Source organism: Yimella lutea (assembly GCF_006715095.1).
GTDB classification, from domain to species: Bacteria; Actinomycetota; Actinomycetes; order Actinomycetales; family Dermatophilaceae; genus Yimella; species Yimella lutea.
Window position 1 is genome coordinate 1,543,986 of the sequence record NZ_VFMO01000001.1, and the last position, 19,908, is coordinate 1,563,893.

Annotated in this window: 18 protein-coding genes and 1 tRNA gene; 11 read left to right on the forward strand and 8 right to left on the reverse strand. The window is 67.4% G+C overall.

Annotated features, from left to right (window positions below; genetic code table 11):
• Window positions 1–56 precede the first annotated feature (56 nt).
• Entirely contained in the window at window positions 57–728 is a 672-nt protein-coding gene (locus FB459_RS07350) for a DedA family protein (protein WP_141927991.1), read from the forward strand.
• Here the strand turns inward: FB459_RS07350 and FB459_RS07355 are convergent.
• The 4 genes from FB459_RS07355 to FB459_RS07370 are packed head-to-tail and all read right to left on the reverse strand — an operon-like array spanning window position 712 to window position 5,265.
• Window positions 712–1,338 carry a LutC/YkgG family protein gene (locus tag FB459_RS07355; protein ID WP_141927992.1) on the reverse strand — a complete coding sequence of 209 codons (627 nt, stop codon included), beginning with the start codon at window positions 1,336–1,338 and terminating at the stop codon, window positions 712–714. The two genes, FB459_RS07350 and FB459_RS07355, sit on opposite strands and share 17 nt — an antisense overlap.
• Complete coding sequence (locus FB459_RS07360) at window positions 1,335–2,801, reverse strand: LutB/LldF family L-lactate oxidation iron-sulfur protein (protein WP_141927993.1); 1,467 nt, start codon at window positions 2,799–2,801, stop codon at window positions 1,335–1,337. The genes FB459_RS07355 and FB459_RS07360 overlap by 4 nt, the downstream gene beginning before the upstream one ends.
• Entirely contained in the window at window positions 2,798–3,538 is a 741-nt protein-coding gene (locus tag FB459_RS07365; protein WP_141927994.1) for a (Fe-S)-binding protein, read from the reverse strand. Before FB459_RS07365 ends, FB459_RS07360 begins: the two co-directional genes overlap by 4 nt.
• Window positions 3,538–5,265: an L-lactate permease gene (locus FB459_RS07370; protein WP_141927995.1), complete on the reverse strand. Its 1,728-nt coding sequence runs from the start codon at window positions 5,263–5,265 to the stop codon at window positions 3,538–3,540. Before FB459_RS07370 ends, FB459_RS07365 begins: the two co-directional genes overlap by 1 nt.
• A 152-nt stretch (window positions 5,266–5,417) precedes the next feature.
• Here FB459_RS07370 and FB459_RS07375 point away from each other — a divergent pair, with 152 nt between their 5' ends.
• Window positions 5,418–6,140, forward strand: coding sequence for a FadR/GntR family transcriptional regulator (locus FB459_RS07375; RefSeq protein WP_141927996.1), 723 nt, complete (start codon window positions 5,418–5,420; stop codon window positions 6,138–6,140).
• 12 nt (window positions 6,141–6,152) lie between these two features.
• On the opposite strand, the gene FB459_RS17525 is transcribed toward FB459_RS07375, so the two are convergent.
• From FB459_RS17525 to FB459_RS07390, 3 genes are read right to left on the reverse strand one after another with little or no spacing between them, the layout of a single operon-like run.
• Window positions 6,153–6,467 (reverse strand): AzlD domain-containing protein, encoded by a 315-nt coding sequence (locus FB459_RS17525; RefSeq protein ID WP_211345147.1) that lies wholly within the window; start codon window positions 6,465–6,467, stop codon window positions 6,153–6,155.
• The gene (locus FB459_RS07385) at window positions 6,464–7,252 is read right to left on the reverse strand and encodes an AzlC family ABC transporter permease (RefSeq protein ID WP_211345148.1); all 789 of its coding nucleotides are present in this window, start codon (window positions 7,250–7,252) and stop codon (window positions 6,464–6,466) included. The genes FB459_RS17525 and FB459_RS07385 overlap by 4 nt, the downstream gene beginning before the upstream one ends.
• Window positions 7,242–7,808 (reverse strand): GNAT family N-acetyltransferase, encoded by a 567-nt coding sequence (locus FB459_RS07390; RefSeq protein WP_246092361.1) that lies wholly within the window; start codon window positions 7,806–7,808, stop codon window positions 7,242–7,244. Before FB459_RS07390 ends, FB459_RS07385 begins: the two co-directional genes overlap by 11 nt.
• Window positions 7,809–7,888: 80 nt before the next feature.
• On the opposite strand from FB459_RS07390, the gene fdh reads away from it, so the two are divergent.
• The 3 genes from fdh to nrfD are packed head-to-tail and all read left to right on the forward strand — an operon-like array spanning window position 7,889 to window position 13,327.
• On the forward strand, window positions 7,889–11,260 hold the full coding sequence (fdh, locus tag FB459_RS07400; protein ID WP_246092362.1) for a formate dehydrogenase: 3,372 nt from the start codon (window positions 7,889–7,891) through the stop codon (window positions 11,258–11,260).
• Between the two features lie 4 nt (window positions 11,261–11,264).
• On the forward strand, window positions 11,265–12,230 hold the full coding sequence (locus tag FB459_RS07405) for a 4Fe-4S dicluster domain-containing protein (protein ID WP_211345150.1): 966 nt from the start codon (window positions 11,265–11,267) through the stop codon (window positions 12,228–12,230).
• Window positions 12,227–13,327, forward strand: a complete 1,101-nt coding sequence (gene nrfD, locus FB459_RS07410; protein ID WP_141928001.1) for an NrfD/PsrC family molybdoenzyme membrane anchor subunit — start codon at window positions 12,227–12,229, stop codon at window positions 13,325–13,327. The genes FB459_RS07405 and nrfD overlap by 4 nt, the downstream gene beginning before the upstream one ends.
• Window positions 13,328–13,466: 139 nt before the next feature.
• Here the strand turns inward: nrfD and selD are convergent, their stop codons facing one another.
• A complete protein-coding gene (gene selD / locus FB459_RS07415; RefSeq protein WP_141928002.1) occupies window positions 13,467–14,462 on the reverse strand; it encodes a selenide, water dikinase SelD in 996 nt (331 codons plus the stop codon).
• Window positions 14,463–14,545: 83 nt separating this feature from the next.
• Here selD and FB459_RS07420 point away from each other — a divergent pair.
• From FB459_RS07420 to paaC, 6 genes are all read left to right on the forward strand, one after another.
• A tRNA-Sec gene (locus FB459_RS07420) sits at window positions 14,546–14,641 on the forward strand.
• A 26-nt stretch (window positions 14,642–14,667) separates the two neighbouring features.
• The gene (gene selA, locus FB459_RS07425; RefSeq protein ID WP_141928003.1) at window positions 14,668–15,963 is read left to right on the forward strand and encodes an L-seryl-tRNA(Sec) selenium transferase; all 1,296 of its coding nucleotides are present in this window, start codon (window positions 14,668–14,670) and stop codon (window positions 15,961–15,963) included.
• Entirely contained in the window at window positions 15,963–17,735 is a 1,773-nt protein-coding gene (selB, locus tag FB459_RS07430; RefSeq protein WP_141928004.1) for a selenocysteine-specific translation elongation factor, read from the forward strand. Before selA ends, selB begins: the two co-directional genes overlap by 1 nt.
• A gap of 60 nt (window positions 17,736–17,795) precedes the next feature.
• Window positions 17,796–18,836: a 1,2-phenylacetyl-CoA epoxidase subunit PaaA gene (gene paaA, locus FB459_RS07435; RefSeq protein WP_141928005.1), complete on the forward strand. Its 1,041-nt coding sequence runs from the start codon at window positions 17,796–17,798 to the stop codon at window positions 18,834–18,836.
• Window positions 18,833–19,129, forward strand: a complete 297-nt coding sequence (gene paaB, locus FB459_RS07440) for a 1,2-phenylacetyl-CoA epoxidase subunit PaaB (protein ID WP_129624937.1) — start codon at window positions 18,833–18,835, stop codon at window positions 19,127–19,129. The genes paaA and paaB overlap by 4 nt, the downstream gene beginning before the upstream one ends.
• Window positions 19,129–19,908 (forward strand): 1,2-phenylacetyl-CoA epoxidase subunit PaaC, encoded by a 780-nt coding sequence (gene paaC, locus FB459_RS07445; RefSeq protein ID WP_141928006.1) that lies wholly within the window; start codon window positions 19,129–19,131, stop codon window positions 19,906–19,908. The genes paaB and paaC overlap by 1 nt, the downstream gene beginning before the upstream one ends.

A 19,908-nucleotide genomic window follows, 5' to 3' on the forward strand; every position in this document is an offset into this window, starting at 1 on the left:
CATGTCGTTCAACTGGATGTTGCTCGACGTGGTTAGCGTCCACCCATGGGGACACGATGTTCGACGGTCTGCTGAATGCCCTCGGCGATCTCATGGGGTCGCTGTGGATCTACCCGCTGATCGCCGTCATCTCCCTGGTCGATGCGATCGTGCCCATCTTCCCCAGCGAAGCGCCCTTGATCATGGCCGGTGTGTACGCGGGATCGACGGGCTCACCGAACCTGATTCTGATCATGCTCTGCGCGGGCGCCGGGGCGATGGCAGGCGACCACATCGCGTATTCGATCGGTCGGGCCGCAGCCGGCAAGATCGATCGAATCCCGCAGCACACCCGCCGCGGTAGGGCGATCGCCGGCGCGAAGCGGTTGCTGGAGTCCCGTGGTGGCATGGCCCTGGTCATCGGCCGGTTCATTCCCTGGGGACGCATCGCCACCACGGTCGTCTTCGGTGCGATGCGTTATCCACAAGTGCGGTTCACCATGTTCGACGCGATCGGGGTGACGGCGTGGGCACTGCACGGCACGCTGATGGGCTACATCGGCGGCCACGCCTTCGAGCAGGAACCGCTCAAAGGACTCGCGCTCGGCCTCGGTATGGCGATCGCGGTCTCGGCCCTCATCGAACTGGTCCGCTGGCTCCTCGCTCGGCGACAACGCAGCGGGTCCCCGGTCGAAGCCGAGGACCCGCAACCGACGGGCAACACCGATCGGATCAGCGCACGAGGATGACCTCGAGGTTGCGAGGCCCGTGCACTCCCTCGACCCGGTTCAACTCGATGTCGGAGGTGGCGCTCGGACCGCTGATCCAGGTGAGCGGACGCCCTGCTTCCACGGACGCTCGCAGCCGGGTGATCGCCTCCGGCACTGAGGTCACCACCTGATCGGCATGCACGACGCAGATGTGCACGTCCGGCACCAGCGACAGTGCTCGCCGGGCCTGACCGGCGCAGTGGTCCAGCACGATGGTTCCGGTGACCGCGATGCCGACGCTCGACGTGGTCACCACTGCGGCGATGTCGTCGAGTGCCGTCGCCGACAGATCATCGTCGACGGTCGTCTCGATGGACGTGGGTGCTACTTCGGGCGGTAGATCCGGCGGGACGACGACCGTGTGGCAACCGTGTTCGGCCAGCACCGCGTCCACGGCCGCAGCGATGTCGTCGACCGACACCTCACGCACGATCGCCCGGTAGTCGCGCATGTTCTCCACGAACAGATCAAGCATGGCCTCGGTCTCCATCGGCTCCGTGACAGGAGCGGGAGCCACCGAAACCGTTGCAGCCGAACCCGTTTGCGTCGACCTGATGCGGCCGAGGATCTCTTCGCGTGCGCTGCTCATGCCTGACCTCCACCGGTACGGTCCCACCACTGCCGGAACGTCTCCTTGGGTGGCACGGGCACGTCGCGAGCGCTGCTCCACGAGGACGCGGGCCAGGGGAGTGCCCCCAGGGCTGTCCGGCGACCCAACAACTTCCCGCCCAACGTGGATGCCTTCTGTGCCTTCGCCAAGCGGCGGCTGTCGGCGAACATCCATGCCGCCGCCTGCATCGTCCTGGACTCCACGGAATTGTGCCCACGGTGCTCGTCGACGACCTGCGTGCGCAGTTTCACCAACAGGCGCGGGATGTCGATGCGCACCGGGCACACCTCGAAACACGCACCGCAGAGGCTGGACGCGTACGGCAACGACTGGTCGATCGCACTCGATGTACCGCGCAGCTGCGGCGTGAGCACCGCGCCGATGGGTCCGGGGTAGACCGAGCCGTAGGCGTGGCCACCGACGCGTTCGTACACCGGGCAGACGTTGAGGCAGGCCGAGCAGCGGATGCAGCGCAGCGTCTGCCGTCCGACCTCGTCAGCCAGTACGCGCGTGCGTCCGTTGTCGATCAATACGACGTGCACGTTCTGGGGCCCGTCACCTTCGGCCGGGCCGGTCCACATCGTCGTGTACGGGTTCATCCGTTCACCGGTCGAGGAGCGCGGGAGCAACTGCATGAACGTGCCGAGGTCCTCCCAGGTCGGCAGCACCTTCTCGATGCCGACGACGCTGATCAGGGTCTCGGGCAGGGTCAGGCACATGCGTCCGTTGCCCTCGGACTCCAGTACCACGAGTGTGCCGGTGTCGGCGATCGCGAAGTTCGCTCCGGAGATCGCGACTTTGGCCCGCAGGAACTTCTCCCGCAGGTGCAACCGTGCTGCCTCGGCGAGTTCGCGTGGAGCGTCGGTCATGTCTTCAGGGGCAGGGCGGCCGACCTTGCCCATCTCCTGGCGGAAGATCTGCCGGATCTCGGCGCGGCCTCGGTGGATTGCCGGCACCAGGATGTGCGAAGGACGGTCGTGGCCCAACTGGATGATGAGTTCGGCCAGGTCGGTCTCCCACGCATGGATCCCCGCAGCCTCGAGCGCCTCGTTGAGCTCGATCTCCTGGGTGGCCATCGACTTCACCTTGACGACCTCGTCGACACCCTCGGCGCGAACCAGGTCGAGCACGATGCGGTTGGCCTCTTCGGCATCACGTGCCCAGTGCACGGTCGCACCGCGCTCGGTGAGCTTCTCCTCGAACTGCAGCAAGTAGCTGTCGAGGTTGGCGAGCACCTCGTCCTTCACGTCGGCACCGTTGAGTCGCAACGCCTCCCACTGAGGCACCTCCTCGACCACGGACGCTCTCTTGGCACGGATCGTGTGCGTGGCGTGTAGCAGGTTGCGCCGCTGCTGGGTGTTGGCCAGAGCATCCTTGGCCATGGCCGGGAACTTCGGCATCCCGACGAAGGTCGGCGTGGTCTTCGCAAGGGGGGCGCTCATAAGACATCTCCGTCCGTCGAGGCGAGGATCTCGGCCAGGTGCAGGGTGCGGACGCCGGAACGCAGGCGACCGAGCAACCCACCGATATGGGCGAGGCAGGAATTGTCTCCGGCGACGACCACTTCGGCCTCGGTGTCGCGGATGCGGCGCACCTTGTCGCTGCCCATCGCCACCGACACGTCGGCGTTCTTCATCGCGAACGTGCCGCCGAAGCCACAGCACTCGTCGGCAGCGGGTAGTTCGACCAGGTCGATGCCACGAACCTGCCGAAGGAGTTGCAGCGGCTTGTCGCCCACCTTCAGCATGCGCAATGAGTGGCAGGTCGGGTGGTAGGTGACCCGGTGTGGGAAGTACGCACCGACGTCCGTCACGCCGAGCACGTCGACGAGGAACTCCGAGAGTTCGTAGGTCTTGGGCGCGACCTTCGCGACACCGTCGGCGAGCGCGGCGTCGCCCGACCGGGCGGCCAGGTCCGCGTACTGCTCACGCACCGAACCGGTGCACGAACCGCTGACCGACACGACAGCGTCGTAGCCCTCGAACACGTCGACGAACTTGCGCGCCAACGGAATTGCCTCGTCGGCGTAGCCGGTGTTGGTGAACATCTGGCCGCAGCAGGTCTGCTTCGAGGGGAACTCGACGTCCACCCCGAGGCGACGGAGCAGGCGCACCGTCGCCTTCGGGGTTTCGGGCCACATGGTGTCGTTGAAACACGTTGCGAAAAGTGCGACTCGCATCAGGGCAGCATCCACGACAGGACGGTGGCCTGCAGGCCGACGAGCACGCACATGAGCGCGAGCAGACCGAGCGACCAGAGCACGACCTTGCGGAAGATGTCCGACTCGCGACCGAGCAGACCCACCGAGGTGGCGGCGATCGTGAGGTTCTGCGGGCTGATCATCTTGCCGACGACACCGCCGGAGGAGTTGGCTGCGACCAGCAAGGTCGGGTCGATGCCTGCCTTCTGCCCGGCCGTCTGCTGCAGCGTGGCGAAGAGCGCGTTCGCGCTGGTGTCGGACCCGGTGACTGCGGTGCCCAACCAGCCCAGGATCGGGGACAGGAAGGCGAAGGCGGTACCGGTGCCGGCGATCCAGGTGCCGATGGTGATCGTCTGGCCCGACAGGTTCATCACGTACGCCAGCGCCAGCACGGATGCGACGGTGAGGAAGGCGAAGCGCAGCTTGATCGCGCTCTCACCGAACTCCTTGGCCCACTTGCCGAGCGACACCTTGTACACCAGCGCCGTGATCAGCGAGCAGATCAGCAGCAGGGTGCCAGGGGAGGAGAGCCACTGGAAGTTGTAGGTCGTGGTGGACGACACCTTGCCGGCGGCGTTGACGATCTCGCCGTGCAGACCGGGCCACTCGATCTTCTGGTCCGTGCCGACCAGGAACTCCTTGATGGGTTCGATCAGCTTGGCTGCGGCGAACACCGCGATGACCAGCAGGTAGGGGAACAGAGCCATTCCGATGCGTCCGGGAGTCAGGTCGCGAGCGCGGACGTCCATGTCGTCCTTGCTCTCCACTGCGTCGTCCGCGTCGGCGTCATCGGCGAGCGAACCCGATCCGGCCGAACCGGAGCCGACCGAGGCCAGCTCCCGCTTGCGGGCGGCGGCGAGGTCGGCGAGCGCCTCGTCGCGTCCCTTCGGCTGCCAGAAGCGCAGCATGATGACGGCGGCCGCGAGTGCGACGAGTGCGGCGATGACGTCCGTCAGTTCCACCGAGATCCAGGTGGCCGAAACCCATTGGGCGACGGCGAACGCGAAGCCGACGACGAGGGCGATCGGCCAGGTCTGCTTCATGCCGCGCTTGCCGTCGACCAGGGCGACCAGCATGAGCGGGACGAACAGGGCCAGGACCGGCGTCTGGTGGCCGACGTACGCGCCGATCTCGTTGTAGTCGATCTTGGTGAGCGTGCCAGCGGTTATGATCGGGGTGCCGACGGCGCCGAAGGCGACCGGCGCGGTGTTGGCCAGCAGAGCAACAGCGGCGGCACGCAGCGGCGAGAAGCCGACGGCCATCAGCATGACTCCGGTGATCGCGACGGGCGCTCCGAAGCCGGCGAGGGCTTCGAGCATCGCACCGAAACAGAAGGCGATGATGATCGCCTGGATACGCGGGTCGTCCGAGACGAGGTGGAAGGATGCGCGCAGGTCGTCGAAGCGGCCGCTCACGACGGTGATCTGGTAGAGCACGATCGCGCAGAAGACGATCCACATGATCGGGAAGAGACCGAAGACCGCACCCTCGGACGCGGACAGCAGTGCGAGGTTCACGGGCATCTCGAACGCCAGGACGGCGACGAGGATCGCGACGGCCAGCGCCGACAGGCCGGCCCAGTGGGCCTTCCATCGCAGTGCGCCGAGCGTGATGAAAACGGTGAGGAGGGGCAGCAGACCCACCAGTGCGGACAGCCAGAGGCTGTCGGCCACCGGCGCCAGCGGTGGGGTGAAGGTGCTCGTCATCGGGGAGCCTTCCGTACGCGACCGTATGGTCAGACCAAAGATGTGATGCACACCATAGCGGCATCACTTCGGTTACCGGCAAGTCATTTCGCCGCTCTCGCGTGTCGTCGGCGCCTGCCGGCTTGGTCCGGGGCACGGCCTACGCTGCTCGGATGCCGGAAGATGACGCACGGCCTTCGGGGGCCAAGACATGGGAAGTGGTCGTCGGCTGGGTGGAGGAACGGATCCTCGACGGTCGGCTGGTTCGTGGATCGATACTGCCCGCCGAACGCGAGCTAGCCACGCAACTGGGGGTCAGTCGAGCAGCCGTGCGTGAGGGCGTCCGTACCCTGCAGGCCAGCGGGGTGCTGTGTCCCAACGTCGGCGCGGGCGCGACCGGGGGGACGATGGTTGCCGGCGAACCACACGTGGCGCTGACCCGGATGTTGCGCATGCACGTCGCGCTCGCGAACTTTCCTGCCCGCGACGTCACGCAGGTGCGCGTCGTGCTCGAGCGTTTGTCGACCTCACTGGCCTGCGCCCACGCGGACGACGGCGCGCGTGCCCGGATGCGCGAGGCGTTGAATGCGATGGACGACGATGAACTGACCCGCAAGGAGTTCAACCGGTTCGACACCGGGTTCCACGTCGCGATCGCGCGTGCCGCGGGCAACCGGCTGGCCACCGACCTGACCGTGGCGATCCGTGAATCGATGCGGCAGCCGATCATGCGCGGCTTCGACGAAGTGGCCGACTGGCACCTGCTGCGTAGTCAGTTGCGCAGTCAGCACCACGCGCTCATGTCCGCCATCGACGCGCGGTCCGCCGCCGAGGCAGCCGATCTGGTCGAGCACCACATCTGGTCCGCCTACGAGGCGATGCCCCGGCTGCACTGAACCAGACCGGGCCTAGCCCCAGCCGATCGCCCGCAGGATCGCCGCGGTCGCTCCAGCAAGCACGATCACCAGCAGGAAGGGCGCTCGCAGACACAGTGCGAGGATCGCGACGAGGAGTCCGGCGGCGCGGGCGTCCACGACGGTCGAACCCTGCGGTCCGCCGAATGCCTGCACCGCGACGAGTGCTGCCAGCAGGGCGATCGGCAGGTACTTCATGATCCGGCTGATCAACGGTCCACCGAGCCAGTCGTGCGGGACGAGATAGCCCAGCAGCTTGGTGACCAGCGACAGCGCTCCGGCGACCAGCACGATCGCCCACAGACTCATCGGCGGTCGTCCTGTGGGTCGATCGTCTTGTCGAGGTGATGCCCGAGCCTGGCCTGCAGGTCCTCGTCCACGATCGCCTCGCCGTCGGACCCCTCGGACGCATCCGGCAAGGCACCGGCGACAACTGCAGCGAGTGCAGCGATGAGGATCGGCGTCCCCGCCGGTGCGTGTGGCGCCACGATCAGCGCGATCGCTGCCGCGGCCGCGGCGGTGAGCCGCGTCCGCAGCGTCGTCAGTCGCGGCCAGAGCAGCGCGATGAAGGCGCCTGCCGCTGCGGCGTCCAGACCCCATTTCTTCGGATCGCCGAGTGCGTTGCCGAGCAGAGCGCCGGCGAAGGTCATCAGATTCCAGAAGACGAAGACCGCAATACCGGTCCACCAGAAGCCGACCCGGGTGCGCTCGCGATCGGGCTGTGCGATCGCGACGGCAGTCGACTCGTCGATCGTCAGGTGGGCAGCGACCACCGTGCGCCAGCCGCTCACCTGAAGCAGTCGCGAGACCTGCAAGCCGTAGAACGCGTTGCGCAGCCCGAGCAGCGTGCTGGTGGTGACGGCGGCAACCCCGGTGCCTCCGGACGCGATCACGCCCACGAGCGCGAACTGGGACCCGCCGCTGAACAGCAACAGCGACAGCACCATCGCCTGCCACACATCGAGCCCGGCGGCGACGGCCAGTGCGCCAAAGCTCGTGCCGTACAGGCCGGTGGCAACGCCGATCCAAAGGCCTTGGCGGGCAACGGGTTTCGTATCTGCGGTGAGGTGGGGTCGAAGCGGCCTAATGCTCATGGTCGTGCGCTTGCTCCTCGAGCGGCGCCGAGGAATCGGTGTGCAGTTCGATCTCCCGGACGGTGTCGCCCGCGGACGTCACGATGCGGTCGGCGTATCCACCGGACACCACGAAACCCGCGGTCGCGAGGAAACGGACAAGAGGCGTGTCGCGCTCCATGATCCGGACGCGGACGTAGCTGCGGTCGTTGGCGGCGAGAGTGTCCATCGCGGCGTTGAGCAGCCGGGACCCGTGACCCTTTCCGCGGTGATCGGGGTGCACGCCTCCGGCCAGGATCTCCGCTTCACCCTCGTGCGCGCCGTCCCGCATGACGGGCCCGACCGCCACGAACCCGACGATCGTGTCGAGTTCGGTGGCGACCAACAGTCGGTGGACCGGCGATGGGGGAGCAGCGAGCGAGGAGCGCCACGCCTGCTCGAACTCGGCCGCCTCGAAGGCTTGGAGGGTCTCCGGTTCGACGACGTCGGCGAGTGCCCGTCGCCAGACCTGCGCCTGCACCTCCCCGACCGCGGGGAGATCGTCGGTCCGTGCCGTTCGCACACTCGCATCGCTCACCCGACCGATTCTCGCAGCCAGGATGGGATAGTCGCGCGCTGGTCCCACGACCTTGCACCGACGTGATTAAAGTGTCTGGCATGGCGTCGTGGAGTCCCCTGGAGTGGCCGGTCGTCCGGCAGGCGCGTTCGGGCGACCTGTTCGGTCGTGGCCCGGCCGCCACCTCGCCCACCACCCGATCATTGCAGCCCCGCACCGCGACCGCCGACCGCGTCGTCCAGAGCGTCTGCCCGTACTGCGCCGTCGGCTGTGGCCAGAAGGTCTACGTCAAGGACGAACGCGTCGTCCAGATCGAGGGCGATCCCGACTCGCCGATCTCGCGGGGACGCTTGTGTCCCAAGGGATCTGCCAGCGAGCAACTGGTCAACTCACCCGACCGACAGACCAAGGTTCTGTACCGTGCGCCGCGGGCGAAGGACTGGTCCGAACTGGACCGCGACACCGCGATCGACATGATCGCCGAACGCTTCATCAATGCCCGCCGACGCGGCTGGCAGGACCACGACGACCAAGGTCGCCCACTGCGGCGAACGATGGGCATCGCCTCGCTCGGCGGAGCCACGTTGGACAACGAGGAGAACTACCTCATCAAGAAGTTGTTCACCGCGGCCGGCGCGATCCAGATCGAGAACCAAGCTCGTATTTGACACTCCGCCACGGTTCCCGGTCTGGGAGCTTCGTTCGGGCGCGGCGGCGCCACCCAATCGCTGCAGGACATGGCCAACTCCGATTGCATCGTGCTGCAAGGCGGCAACATGGCCGAAGCACACCCGGTGGGGTTCCAGTGGGTTGCCGAGGCGAAGGCGCGAGGTGCGAGGGTCATCCATGTAGATCCGCGTTTCACGCGTACCGGTGCCGTCGCCGACAAGCACGTACCGATCCGTGCCGGCTCCGACGTCGCCCTGCTCGGTGGGCTGATCAACTATGTGCTCAGCAACGATCTGTGGTTCAAGGAGTACGTGGTCGCCTACACCAACGCCGCGACGCTGGTGAACGAGGAGTTCCGCGACACCGAGGACCTCGGCGGCCTGTTCTCCGGTTTTGACCCCGAAACCGGCAAGTACGACCCGAAGACCTGGGCCTACGAGCAGGGTGAGCCTGACTCCCAGGCAGCGGCGGGCAAGGAGCACGGCGCGCAGGCGTCCGCTCGCGCGGCTGGTGATCAGCTCGGTTCCGGTGGCGCGAACACGGGCACGAGCCAGCCGCGTCGTGACGAAACACTCCAGCACCCGCGCACGATCTTCCAGATCCTCAAGCGGCACTACGCCCGCTACACCCCCGAGACGGTGCAGGACGTCTGTGGCATCACGGCCGCCGACTTCGAGTACCTCGCGAAGGCGATCACCGAGAACTCCGGTCGCGAGCGCACGACCTGCTTCGCGTACGCGACCGGCTGGACCCAGCACACGCTCGGCGCCCAGTTCATCCGTTGCGCATCGGTGCTGCAGTTGCTGTTGGGCAACATGGGTCGTCCGGGTGGCGGCATCATGGCGTTGCGCGGTCACGCGAGCATCCAGGGCTCGACCGACATCCCGACGTTGTTCAACCTGTTGCCGGGTTACCTGCCGATGCCGTTCGCGGGCAAGCAGGACAAGCTGGACGACTACCTGACGAGCGTTCACAGCAAGTCGGAGAAGGGCTACTGGGCCAACGCCGACGATTACCTCATCAGCCTGCTCAAAGCGTGGTGGGGCGATGCGGCGACGGGGGACAACGACTTCGCCTACGACTATCTGCCCCGTCTCGACGGGCCGGCCGGCACCTACCAGACGGTGCAGAACATGCTCGCCGACCAGGTCGAGGGCTACTTCATCCTCGGTCAGAACCCTGCGGTCGGCTCGGCCAACGGACGCATGCAGCGGTTCGGGATGGCCCGCCTGAAGTGGCTGGTCGTGCGTGACCTGCAGATGATCGAGTCCGCAACTTGGTGGAAGGACGGCCCCGAGATCGCCTCGGGCGAAATGCGCACCGAGGACATCGAGACCGAGGTCTTCTTCATGCCTGCCGCGACCCACGTGGAGAAGGCGGGGTCGTTCACGCAGACCCAGCGCCTGCTGCAGTGGCGTCACCAGGCGGTGCAGCCACCGGGGGAGTCGCAGAGCGAGTTGGAGTTCTTCCACGAACTCGGAGTTCGTATCCGCGCCAGGCTCGCCGACTCGACCGACGAGCGCGACCGCCCGTTGCTCGATCTCACCTGGGACTACCCGAAGGACGCGCACGGCGAGACCGATTCCGAGGCTGTGCTGGCCGAGATCAACGGTCGCTACGTGACGGGCCCGAACGCCGGCAAGCCGATCAACGCCTACACCGAGCTGAAGAACGACGGCTCGACGATCTGCGGCTGCTGGATCTACGCCGGCGTGTACGCCGACGGCGTCAACCACGCGGCCGATCGGGTGCCGCACGGCGGTCCCAAGCCCGCGCAGTCCGAGTGGGGCTGGGCCTGGCCGGCGAACCGCCGCATCCTGTACAACCGCGCGTCCGCCGACCCCGACGGCAGGCCGTGGAGCGAACGCAAGAAGTACCTGTGGTGGGACGCCGAGCAGGGCAAGTGGGTCGGCGACGACATCCCGGACTTCCCGGACAACCTCGCGCCGGGTACGCATCCGCACGCGGGTATCGGTGGGCCACAAGGCCTTTCGGGCGATGACCCGTTCGTCATGCAGGCCGACGGCAAGGGATGGCTGTACGCACCCAACGGTCTGGTCGACGGCCCGATCCCGACGCACTACGAGCCGCCGGAGTCGCCTGTGACCAACGCGCTGTACCCGCAGCAGGACAGTCCGACGCGTCTGATCATCGCGCGGGACGACAACCTGCAGGCGCCGAGCGCCGGTGCGTCGCAGGTGTATCCGTACGTGTTCACGACCTACCGGTTGACCGAGCACCACACCGCGGGCGGCATGAGCCGGTTCCTGTCGTTCCTGTCCGAACTGCAGCCGGAGATGTTCTGCGAGGTGTCACCGCAACTTGCGCAGGAGGTCGGGCTGGAGGCCTACGGCTGGGCGACGATCATCTCCGCGCGCGCGGCGATCGAGGCGCGGGTACTGGTCACCGACCGGATGACACCGCTGCAGGTCGGTGGTCGTACGGTCCACCAGATCGGGCTGCCCTACCACTGGGGCGTCGGCAACGAGGCGCTGGTCAGCGGTGACGCCGCCAACGACCTCATCGGTCTTGCGCTCGATCCGAACACCCAGATCCAGGGGTCCAAGGCGGGACTGTGCGACATCCGTCCCGGACGTCGGCCGACCGGAGCCGCAGTGATGGACCTGGTGCGTTCCTACCAGGCTCGCTCGGGCACCGACCTGGAGACCGACAACCTGCGCATCACCGATCCGGCGCACGAGACCGTGAACCCGGATTCGCAGGAGAGCGACCAGGACGAAAGCGCTCCGGCACAACACGATTCGCAGGGTTCGCAGAAGAGTTCGAACGAGAAGGAGGGCTGAGCTGATGGGACAGTTCTCCGGGCCGACCGATCCCACCGCCGACGCCCACTGGCACACGCACGAGGAGCGCAAAGGCTTCTTCACCGACACCTCGATCTGCATCGGCTGCAAGGCGTGCGAGGTGGCGTGCAAGGAGTGGAATCACAACCCCGCCGACGGCGACTTCAAGCTGTTGGACTCCTCCTACGACAACACCGGCGAACTGAGTGCTGACACCTGGCGCCACGTCGCGTTCATCGAGCAGGGCAAGGCCGACATCGAGCAGGCTCGCGAGTCGGGTCGACAACTCGTGTCGTTGGGCATGCCGAAGGTCGGCGCACCCGTGGCACCCGAACCCGACCCCACACCTGCGGACACCCCTGAGTTCCGCTGGCTGATGGCGTCCGACGTCTGCAAGCACTGCACCCACGCCGGGTGCCTGGACGTCTGCCCGACAGGTGCCTTGTTCCGCACCGAGTTCGGCACGGTCGTCGTCCAGGACGATGTCTGCAACGGGTGCGGCACGTGTGTCGCCGGGTGTCCGTTCGGTGTCGTCGAACGGCGTAGTGACGGCACGGCCGCTCCGCGCACCGAGCGGGGCAAGCACGTCAAGAACAGCGGCGTCGCGCAGAAGTGCACGCTCTGTTACGACCGGTTGCTCGACGACCAGACGCCGGCGTGTGCGAAGACCTGCCCGACCACGTCCATCAAGTTCGGCGATCACGACGACATGGTCGAGACCGCCCAGGAGCGCGTCGCGCAGTTGCACGCCGAGGGGCGCACCGAGGCACGTCTGTACGGCGCGAACGAGAACGACGGCGTCGGCGGCATCGGATCGGTGTTCCTGCTGCTGGACGAACCCGAGGTCTACGGGTTGCCGCCCGACCCGCGGGTGCCCACCGCAGACCTCAACTCGATGTACCGCCGTGCGACCGTGGCGGCTGTCGGCATGATCGCGGCAACGGCGGTCGCGTTCGCGAGGGGCCTATGAGCGACTTCGACAGTTACCGGTCGCCGGAGCCGCCCCGCAAGCGGCGCCGCGACAAAATCGGTGGCGCGGTCCGCAAGCGTGCCCGTGGGTGGCGCGACGGCGGCGACGGTGCGCGCGAGATGCTGATGGTGCCCGATGTCGAGTTCACCTCGTACTACGGGCGACCCGTCGTGAAGCCGCCGCCCTGGGGCCACGAGGTGCCGGCCTACCTGTTCCTCGGTGGAGTCGCCGGTGGATCCGGCCTGATCGCCTTCGCCGCTCAGTTGACCGGTCGCGAACTGCTGCGCCGCAACGCACGTCTGGGTGGCCTGGCCGCGATCAGCCTCGGCGGCGCAGCGCTGGTGAAGGACCTCGGTCGTCCCGACCGGTTCTACAACATGCTGCGCACCTTCAAGGTGACCTCGCCGATGAGCATGGGCTCGTGGATCCTCACCGGTTACAGCGTCGGTGCCGGCGTGGCGGCGGTCGCCGAGATCGACCGGCTGACCGCTGACCGATTGCCGTTCGGGCCGCTGCGCCCGGTGCTGCGCTGGGTCGAACCCTTCTCCGGTTTCGAAGCGGCGTTGTTCTCACCGCCGCTTGCCTCGTACACCGCAGTTCTGTTGTCGGACACCGCGAATCCCACCTGGAACGACGCTCGCAAGTATCTGCCGTTCGTGTTCGTCAGTTCGGCGACTCTTGCTGCGTCGGGCTTGGCGATGATCACGACCCCGGCGTCCGAGACCGGTCCGGTGCGCTTGTTGGCAGCGCTCGGCGTCGTCGGCGACGTGGTGAACATGAAGGTGCTGGAGCGCTCGATGGACCCGACCGTCGTGGAGACGCTGCATCACGGCAATCCGGGCAAGATGCTGCGGTGGGCCGAACGCCTCGCCGTCGCCGGCGGTGTCGGTGCCCTGATCGGCGGACGACTTCGTCCGATCGCGGTCGTCTCCGGAGCGGCGTTGTTGACCGCGTCGGCGCTGACCCGCTTCGGCGTGTTCGAGGCCGGCATCGAGTCGGCCAAGGACCCGAAGTACACCATCGAGCCGCAGAAGCGCCGCCTCGCCGCCCGTCGGGCCCAGGGCATCACCGACGACTCGATCACGACCGCCCGCTGACCTGACCGGTGCGTCGCTGGTACTCGCCACTGTTGCGTGCGGAACGCGAAACTTCGCGAAGTTTCGCACCTTGACTGCAACTGTTGCGCTGCCGGGACTCGCAACAGTCGCCTCACCTCGGGCGACGGTCAGGTGGGGGTCAAGCGATGATCTCGATGCCCGCGCCGTCCACGGTGTGCCCGATCACCGGGTGGCCGGGCAACTCGCCGACGACCAACAACCCGCCGGACGTCTGCGCGTCCGCCAGGAACAGCAGGTCGTCCTCACTCACGCCCGAACCGACCGACAGATGCGGACGGACCCAGTCCAGGTTCCGTCGCGTCCCACCCGACACGAACCCGTCGCGCAACGCGTCCAGTGCACCATCGACTGCCGGCACTGCCGCGCGTTCGATCACGGCACCGACACCGGACCCGCGCATCATCTTGTGCAGATGTCCGAGCAACCCGAACCCCGTGACATCGGTGGCGGCTTCGAGACCGGCGTCCACCGCGGCAACCGACGCATCCCGGTTCAGCGTGGTCATCAACTCGATGGCCTGCGCGAAGACCTCGCCGGTGGCCTTGTGCCGGTTGTTCAACAGTCCGACGCCGATCGGCTTGGTCAAGGTGATCGGTAGGCCGGCGCGGGCAGCGTCGTTGCGTAGCAACCGTTTCGGGTCGGCGACGCCGGTGACCGCCATACCGTACTTCGGTTCCGGATCGTCGACGCTGTGTCCGCCGAGCACCGGGCAGCCGGCTTCGTCCGCGACTGCAAGACCGCCGCGGAGCACCTCGGTCAGCAATTCCATCGGCAGCACGTCGCGTGGCCAACCGACCAGGTTGATGGCAACGACCGGTCGCCCACCCATGGCGTACACGTCCGACAGTGCGTTGGCGGCGGCGATGCGGCCCCAGTCGTACGCGTCGTTGACGACGGGGGTGAAGAAGTCGGCGGTCGAGAGCACCGCGAGGTCGTCGCGCACGCGGACAGCAGCTGCGTCGTCGCCGGCATCGATGCCGACCAGGATGTCATCGCCCCGCTGGCCGACCAGGTCGCGGACGGCGTCCTCGAGCTCGCCGGGCGGGATCTTGCAGGCACACCCGCCGCCATGGGTGTAGTCGGTGAGCCGGTAGTCGTTGCGGTCGATCGCCATGCCGTCACTGTACGGACACCAGGTGTCCGCAGAAGGAGTGACCTGACCCGCGAGTCATGCGGACTTTCGGTTAGGTTGTCCGCGGAGGCGTCAGGGTTCCTGGTGGGCCCCCCGGTCTTCAAAACCGGTGAGTCCGAGTATCTCGGGCTGGCGGGTTCGATTCCCGTCCGCCTCCGCCACACATTTCAGGGTTCGGGGAGGGCGAGTGAGCACGGACGATCCGCGCAGCCGTATCCCGCGCACCGACGCACTCCTCACCTCTCCTGCGGCGCAGGACGCACGGACGTGCCTGGCGGAGGGACGCATCCAGCAAGTCGTCCAGGACGTCCTCGCGCGGGCTCGCCGAGGTGATATCGCACCGGAATCGGTCGAGCCCGAGTTGTCGGATCGCCTTTCCGCAGAACGACCTTCGCGACTGACCCCGGTCATCAACGCGACCGGGGTCGTCGTCCACACCAATCTCGGCCGAGCCCCGTTGTCCCCGGCAGCCGCCGCTGCGGTGCAGCAGGCGAGCGGTTACGTCGATGTGGAGATGGATCTGGCTGCCGGCGTCCGGTCCAAGCGGGGCACCGCAGCCCGCGACGCACTGCTCGACGCGTGCCCGGTGGCTGAGGCCGCGCTCGTGGTGAACAACGCAGCAGCGGCGCTCGTCCTTGCCACCACGGCCCTCGCTGCCGGCAAGAAGGTCATCCTCGGTCGGGGTGAGTTCATCGAGATCGGAGCCGGGTTCCGGCTACCCGACCTCATCGAGTCCACCGGTGCGCGTCTTTGTGAGGTCGGCACGACCAACCGCACCTCGGTGGCCGATTACGTCGATGCGATCAGCGAAGAGACCGGGTGCATCCTCAAGGTGCACCCGAGCAACTTCCGGGTTCACGGCTTCACCCGGTCGGCGGACGTGGCCGAACTGCGCTCTGCGGTGGGCGAACTCCCAATCGTCCACGACCTGGGCAGCGGTCTACTGGCGCCGGACCCGACCTTGCCCCACGAACCTGACGCGTCGACTGCTCTGACCGACGGGGCCGACCTCGTCATCGCCAGCGGCGACAAACTGCTCGGGGGGCCGCAGGCAGGCATCCTGCTGGGCAAAGCCGAGCTCGTCGAGCGGCTGGCGAAGCACCCGCTGGCCCGGGCCGTCCGGGTCGACAAACTCACCCTGGCCGCGCTGGAGGCGACCCTCGCCGGGCCGACGCCTCCGGTCAGCCAGTACTTGCACGCGGACGCCGCCCAGCTCAGGAAGCGTGCCGAGGCGATCGCTGGGCCGCTCGGCGTGCAGGTCGTGCCGCACGACGGACGCGTGGGTGGCGGGGGAGCACCCGGAGTTGCGTTGTCGGGGTGGGCGATTCATCTACCGGAGAAGGTCGCTGCACTGCTGCGCACCGGTGACCCGGCGATCCTGACGCGGGTACACGACGGAGCCTGCCTGCTCGATCTGCGATGCGTTCCCGAGCAGGACGACGCCCGTGTGCTCGACGCACTTCGGGCCGCGCTCGGTTCCTGATGTACGTCGTCGCCACCGCTGGTCATGTCGACCACGGCAAGAGCGCGCTGGTGCGTGCACTGACCGGCAGCGATCCCGACCGCTGGGCGGAGGAGAAGCGCCGCGGTCTCACCATCGACCTCGGATTCGCCTTCACCACAACGGCATCCGGCGCCAAGCTTGCGTTCGTCGATGTGCCCGGTCATCAACGATTCATCGCCAACATGCTCGCCGGCCTCGGTCCGGCGCCGGTGGTGATGTTCGTGGTGGCCGCCGACTCCGGTTGGCAGGCACAGTCCAGTGATCATCGGGACGTGATCGCGGCGCTCGGTATCGATCGCGGCCTGGTCGTCGTGACCAAATCCGACCTGGCCCCGGACTCGGTGCAGGACGTGATCGCCCAGGTCAGAACGGAGTTGGCGAGTACCGGGCTGGCGAACTCCGCCGCAGTGGCCGTCAGCGCGCGCACCGGCGACGGCCTCGACGAATTGCGATCAGCCCTCGCAACACTGATCCACGAACTTCCAGAACCGGATCCGACGTCGCGAGTCAGGTTCTGGGTCGATCGCTCGTTCACCGTGAAGGGCGCCGGCACCGTCGTCACCGGAACATTGCCCGCCGGCGCTGTCGCGCATGGCGACCACCTGGAGCTGCTAGGCAAGAAAACAGGGTCGATGTCGGTCCGCGGCATCGAGAGTTCGGGGGAGTCGCTGGAGCGCGTCGGGCCGGTCAGCCGTGTTGCGCTGAACCTGCGAGGGGTGTCCCACGACGACGTCGGTCGCGGCGACGCGCTCGTCACTCCGGGCGCGTGGCGCGCGATCGACACCATCGACGTTCGACGGGTCAGTGGTGACAGCCTGCGGGAAGCGCCGGAGCATTTGGTCGCGCACGTCGGGACCGCTGCGGTACCCGTCCACGTCCGGCCGCTGGGCGACGATCATGCTCGGCTCGTACTGGAGCGTCCGCTTCCGCTCAGCCTCGGCGACCGGATGGTGCTGCGCGATCCGGGGCGCCGCATCGTGGCGGGAGTACAGATCATCGATCCGGAACCGATGCCGTTGCGGCGCAGAGGTGCTGCCACGCAGCTCGCCGAAGCGCTCGCCGAACGTCCGACCGATGGCGACTGCGCCACGGAGGTGAAGCGGCGCGCGACGGTGCGTCCGGAACACCTTGGACAGCTCGGCTTCGACGTGTCTGAACCACCGCCGGGCGTGCTGTCCGTCGACGTCTGGTGGGTGGACGCAGCGGCATGGGATCGATGGGCCGAGCGTTTGCGGGGGGCCGTCGAGACCGACCGGCGCAGCGACCCACTCAGTGCCGGCCTCACCGTGGCGGCCGCGAAGGATCGTCTCGGTCTTCCCGACGTCGCCCTGCTCGGCCCGCTGGCGCGGAAGTCCGGTCTGAGGATGAGCGCCGGACGCATTTGCGCAGGCGACGCCGGTCTCGGAGCGCTCGAGCCGGCCGTCGCTGCCCTGGAAGCTCACCTGAAGGGCACGCCGTTCGAGGCGCCGACCGCGCAACAGCTCAGCGACTGGGGGCTCGGCGTCCGACAGCTCGCCGCAGCCGAACGGGCAGGCCGAATCATCCGGATCGCAGAGGGTGTCGTGCTGCTGCCCACCGCACCGGCACTTGCCATGGGGACCCTCGCGACGCTCGATCAACCCTTCACCGCCAGTCAGGCCCGACAGGCGCTCGGGTCCTCACGGCGCGTCGTGATTCCGCTGCTGGAACTCCTCGACGCCAAGGGGTGGACCTGCCGGGACGCCGACGGCGCACGGCACGTGGTCCGCTGACCGATGTGACACCTTCGTGCACAATTGCAATTCGGTGTAATACGGGTCACACTGGACGGTATGTACGGCAACGACTTCGGTGATCCCGACGAGGCCTTGAACGCAGCCGAGGGCGGCGGTCTGGACGACGTGCTCGGCACCGCCACCCAGCGTGGTGACGGCGGCGATTTCGAGGACCTCATCGACGCGGACCTTCGCATCGAGCCGCGTGACGCGATGCCGGAGGAGTACCGCCAGACGCTCATCCGCCAGATCGCCCAGCACGCCCACTCGGAGATCATCGGCATGCAGCCCGAGGGCAACTGGATCACCCGCGCTCCGTCGTTGCGGCGCAAGGCGATTCTCATTGCGAAGGTGCAGGACGAGGCCGGTCACGGTTTGTACCTGTACTCCGCAGCCGAGACGCTCAGTGTCGATCGCAGCGAGCTGCTCGACAAGCTGCACTCGGGTCGGCAGAAGTACTCCTCGATCTTCAACTACCCGACGGTGTCCTGGGCCGACGTGGGTGCGATCGGCTGGCTGGTCGACGGCGCCGCGATCATGAACCAGGTGCCGCTGTGCCGCTGCTCCTACGGTCCGTACGCCCGCGCGATGATCCGCGTCTGCAAGGAGGAGTCCTTCCACCAGCGCCAGGGCTTCGAGTCGCTGTACACGATGTCGCAGGGCACCGAGGCTCAGAAGGCGATGGTGCAGGATGCTGCGAACCGCTGGTGGTGGCCGGCGCTGATGATGTTCGGGCCGCCTGACACCGGTGAGCATGCCAACGAGGGCCGCACCGCGCAGTCGATGGCCTGGGGCATCAAGCGCTTCGCCAACGACGAACTGCGTCAGAAGTTCGTCGACATGACCGTGCCGCAGGCGCACAAGCTCGGCATCGAACTGCCCGACCCCGACCTGAAGTGGAACGAGGAGCGCGGCCATTACGACTTCGGTCCGATCGACTGGGACGAGTTCTGGCGCGTGCTCAAGGGCGACGGCCCATGCAACGAGCAGCGGATGAACCACCGGGTCACCGCGCACGAAGAGGGTGCGTGGGTGCGCGAAGCCGCCACCGCGTACGCCGACAAGCAGCAGGCACGAACGCAGGGGGCAGTGGCATGACCGATGTCGACAAGCGCGAATGGCCGCTGTACGAGGTGTTCGTCCGCAGCAAGCGTGGCCTGTCACATGTGCACGCCGGTTCGTTGCACGCACCGGACGAGGAGATGGCGCTGCGCAACGCCCGTGACCTCTACACCCGTCGCCAGGAGGGCGTTTCCGTCTGGGTGGTGAAGGCCTGCGACATCAGCGCGTCCAGCCCGGACGAGCGCGACAGCTTCTTCGACCCGGCGGTCGACAAGGTCTACCGGCACCCGACGTTCTACGACGTTCCCAAGGATGTCGAATACCTGTGATGGAAAGGGCCGCCGTGCAAACGGATTCGACGACCGCTGACTACCTGCTCGGCCTGGCGGATGATGCCTTGATCTACACCCAGCGTCTGGGGGAGTGGGTCTCGCGTGCTCCGCAGATCGAGGAGGACATGGCGCTCGGCAACATCGCGCTCGACCAGCTCGGCCAGGCGCGCGCGCTGCTCACCCGCGCCGGCCAGGTCGACGGCACCGGCCGCGACGAGGACGCTCTGGCCTACCTGCGGGACGAGCGCGAGTTCCGCAACGTCCACCTCGTCGAGCGCCCTCGCGGCGATTTCGGTTTCGAGATGGCACGGCTGCTCTGGTTCTCCGCCTACCAGTTCGAGTTGTACTCCGCACTCGTGAACAGTACGGACGAAGTCGTTGCCGGCGTGGCTCGCAAGGCGATCAAGGAGGTCACCTACCACCGCGACCACGCCGCCCAGTGGGTGCTGCGTCTCGGCGACGGCACGCAAGAGTCGCACGAGCGGATGCGGGCCGGTCTCGAAGCGGTAGCTCCGTATGTGGCCGAACTCTTCGACGACTCCGAGTCCGCCTCTGCCGCAGCAGAATCCGGCGTCGGCGTCCTGCCGTCGTCGCTGCGTGAAAAGACAACCGCGTACGTTCGCTCAGTGACCGAGGAAGCTACCCTGGAGTACGTCGACTCGGCCCGTTTCGCCGCACGTGGCGGACGCACCGGTGTGCACTCCGAGGCGATGGGCTACCTGCTGGCCGAGATGCAGCACATCCACCGCTCGCACCCGGACGCCACCACATGGTGA

Excerpts from the sequence above, each read along its gene's own strand:
- FB459_RS07365 (WP_141927994.1), bottom strand. The coding sequence starts at position 3,538 with ATGCGAGTCGCACTTTTCGCAACGTGTTTCAACGACACCATGTGGCCC.
- FB459_RS07385 (WP_211345148.1), bottom strand. The coding sequence starts at position 7,252 with ATGAGCATTAGGCCGCTTCGACCCCACCTCACCGCAGATACGAAACCC.
- nrfD (WP_141928001.1), top strand. The coding sequence starts at position 12,227 with ATGAGCGACTTCGACAGTTACCGGTCGCCGGAGCCGCCCCGCAAGCGG.
- FB459_RS07350 (WP_141927991.1), top strand. The coding sequence starts at position 57 with ATGTTCGACGGTCTGCTGAATGCCCTCGGCGATCTCATGGGGTCGCTG.
- paaB (WP_129624937.1), top strand. The coding sequence starts at position 18,833 with ATGACCGATGTCGACAAGCGCGAATGGCCGCTGTACGAGGTGTTCGTC.
- FB459_RS07375 (WP_141927996.1), top strand. The coding sequence starts at position 5,418 with ATGCCGGAAGATGACGCACGGCCTTCGGGGGCCAAGACATGGGAAGTG.
- FB459_RS07360 (WP_141927993.1), bottom strand. The coding sequence starts at position 2,801 with ATGAGCGCCCCCCTTGCGAAGACCACGCCGACCTTCGTCGGGATGCCG.
- paaA (WP_141928005.1), top strand. The coding sequence starts at position 17,796 with ATGTACGGCAACGACTTCGGTGATCCCGACGAGGCCTTGAACGCAGCC.
- selD (WP_141928002.1), bottom strand. The coding sequence starts at position 14,462 with ATGGCGATCGACCGCAACGACTACCGGCTCACCGACTACACCCATGGC.
- paaC (WP_141928006.1), top strand. The coding sequence starts at position 19,129 with ATGGAAAGGGCCGCCGTGCAAACGGATTCGACGACCGCTGACTACCTG.
- FB459_RS07370 (WP_141927995.1), bottom strand. The coding sequence starts at position 5,265 with ATGACGAGCACCTTCACCCCACCGCTGGCGCCGGTGGCCGACAGCCTC.
- FB459_RS17525 (WP_211345147.1), bottom strand. The coding sequence starts at position 6,467 with ATGAGTCTGTGGGCGATCGTGCTGGTCGCCGGAGCGCTGTCGCTGGTC.
- FB459_RS07405 (WP_211345150.1), top strand. The coding sequence starts at position 11,265 with ATGGGACAGTTCTCCGGGCCGACCGATCCCACCGCCGACGCCCACTGG.
- FB459_RS07355 (WP_141927992.1), bottom strand. The coding sequence starts at position 1,338 with ATGAGCAGCGCACGCGAAGAGATCCTCGGCCGCATCAGGTCGACGCAA.
- selB (WP_141928004.1), top strand. The coding sequence starts at position 15,963 with ATGTACGTCGTCGCCACCGCTGGTCATGTCGACCACGGCAAGAGCGCG.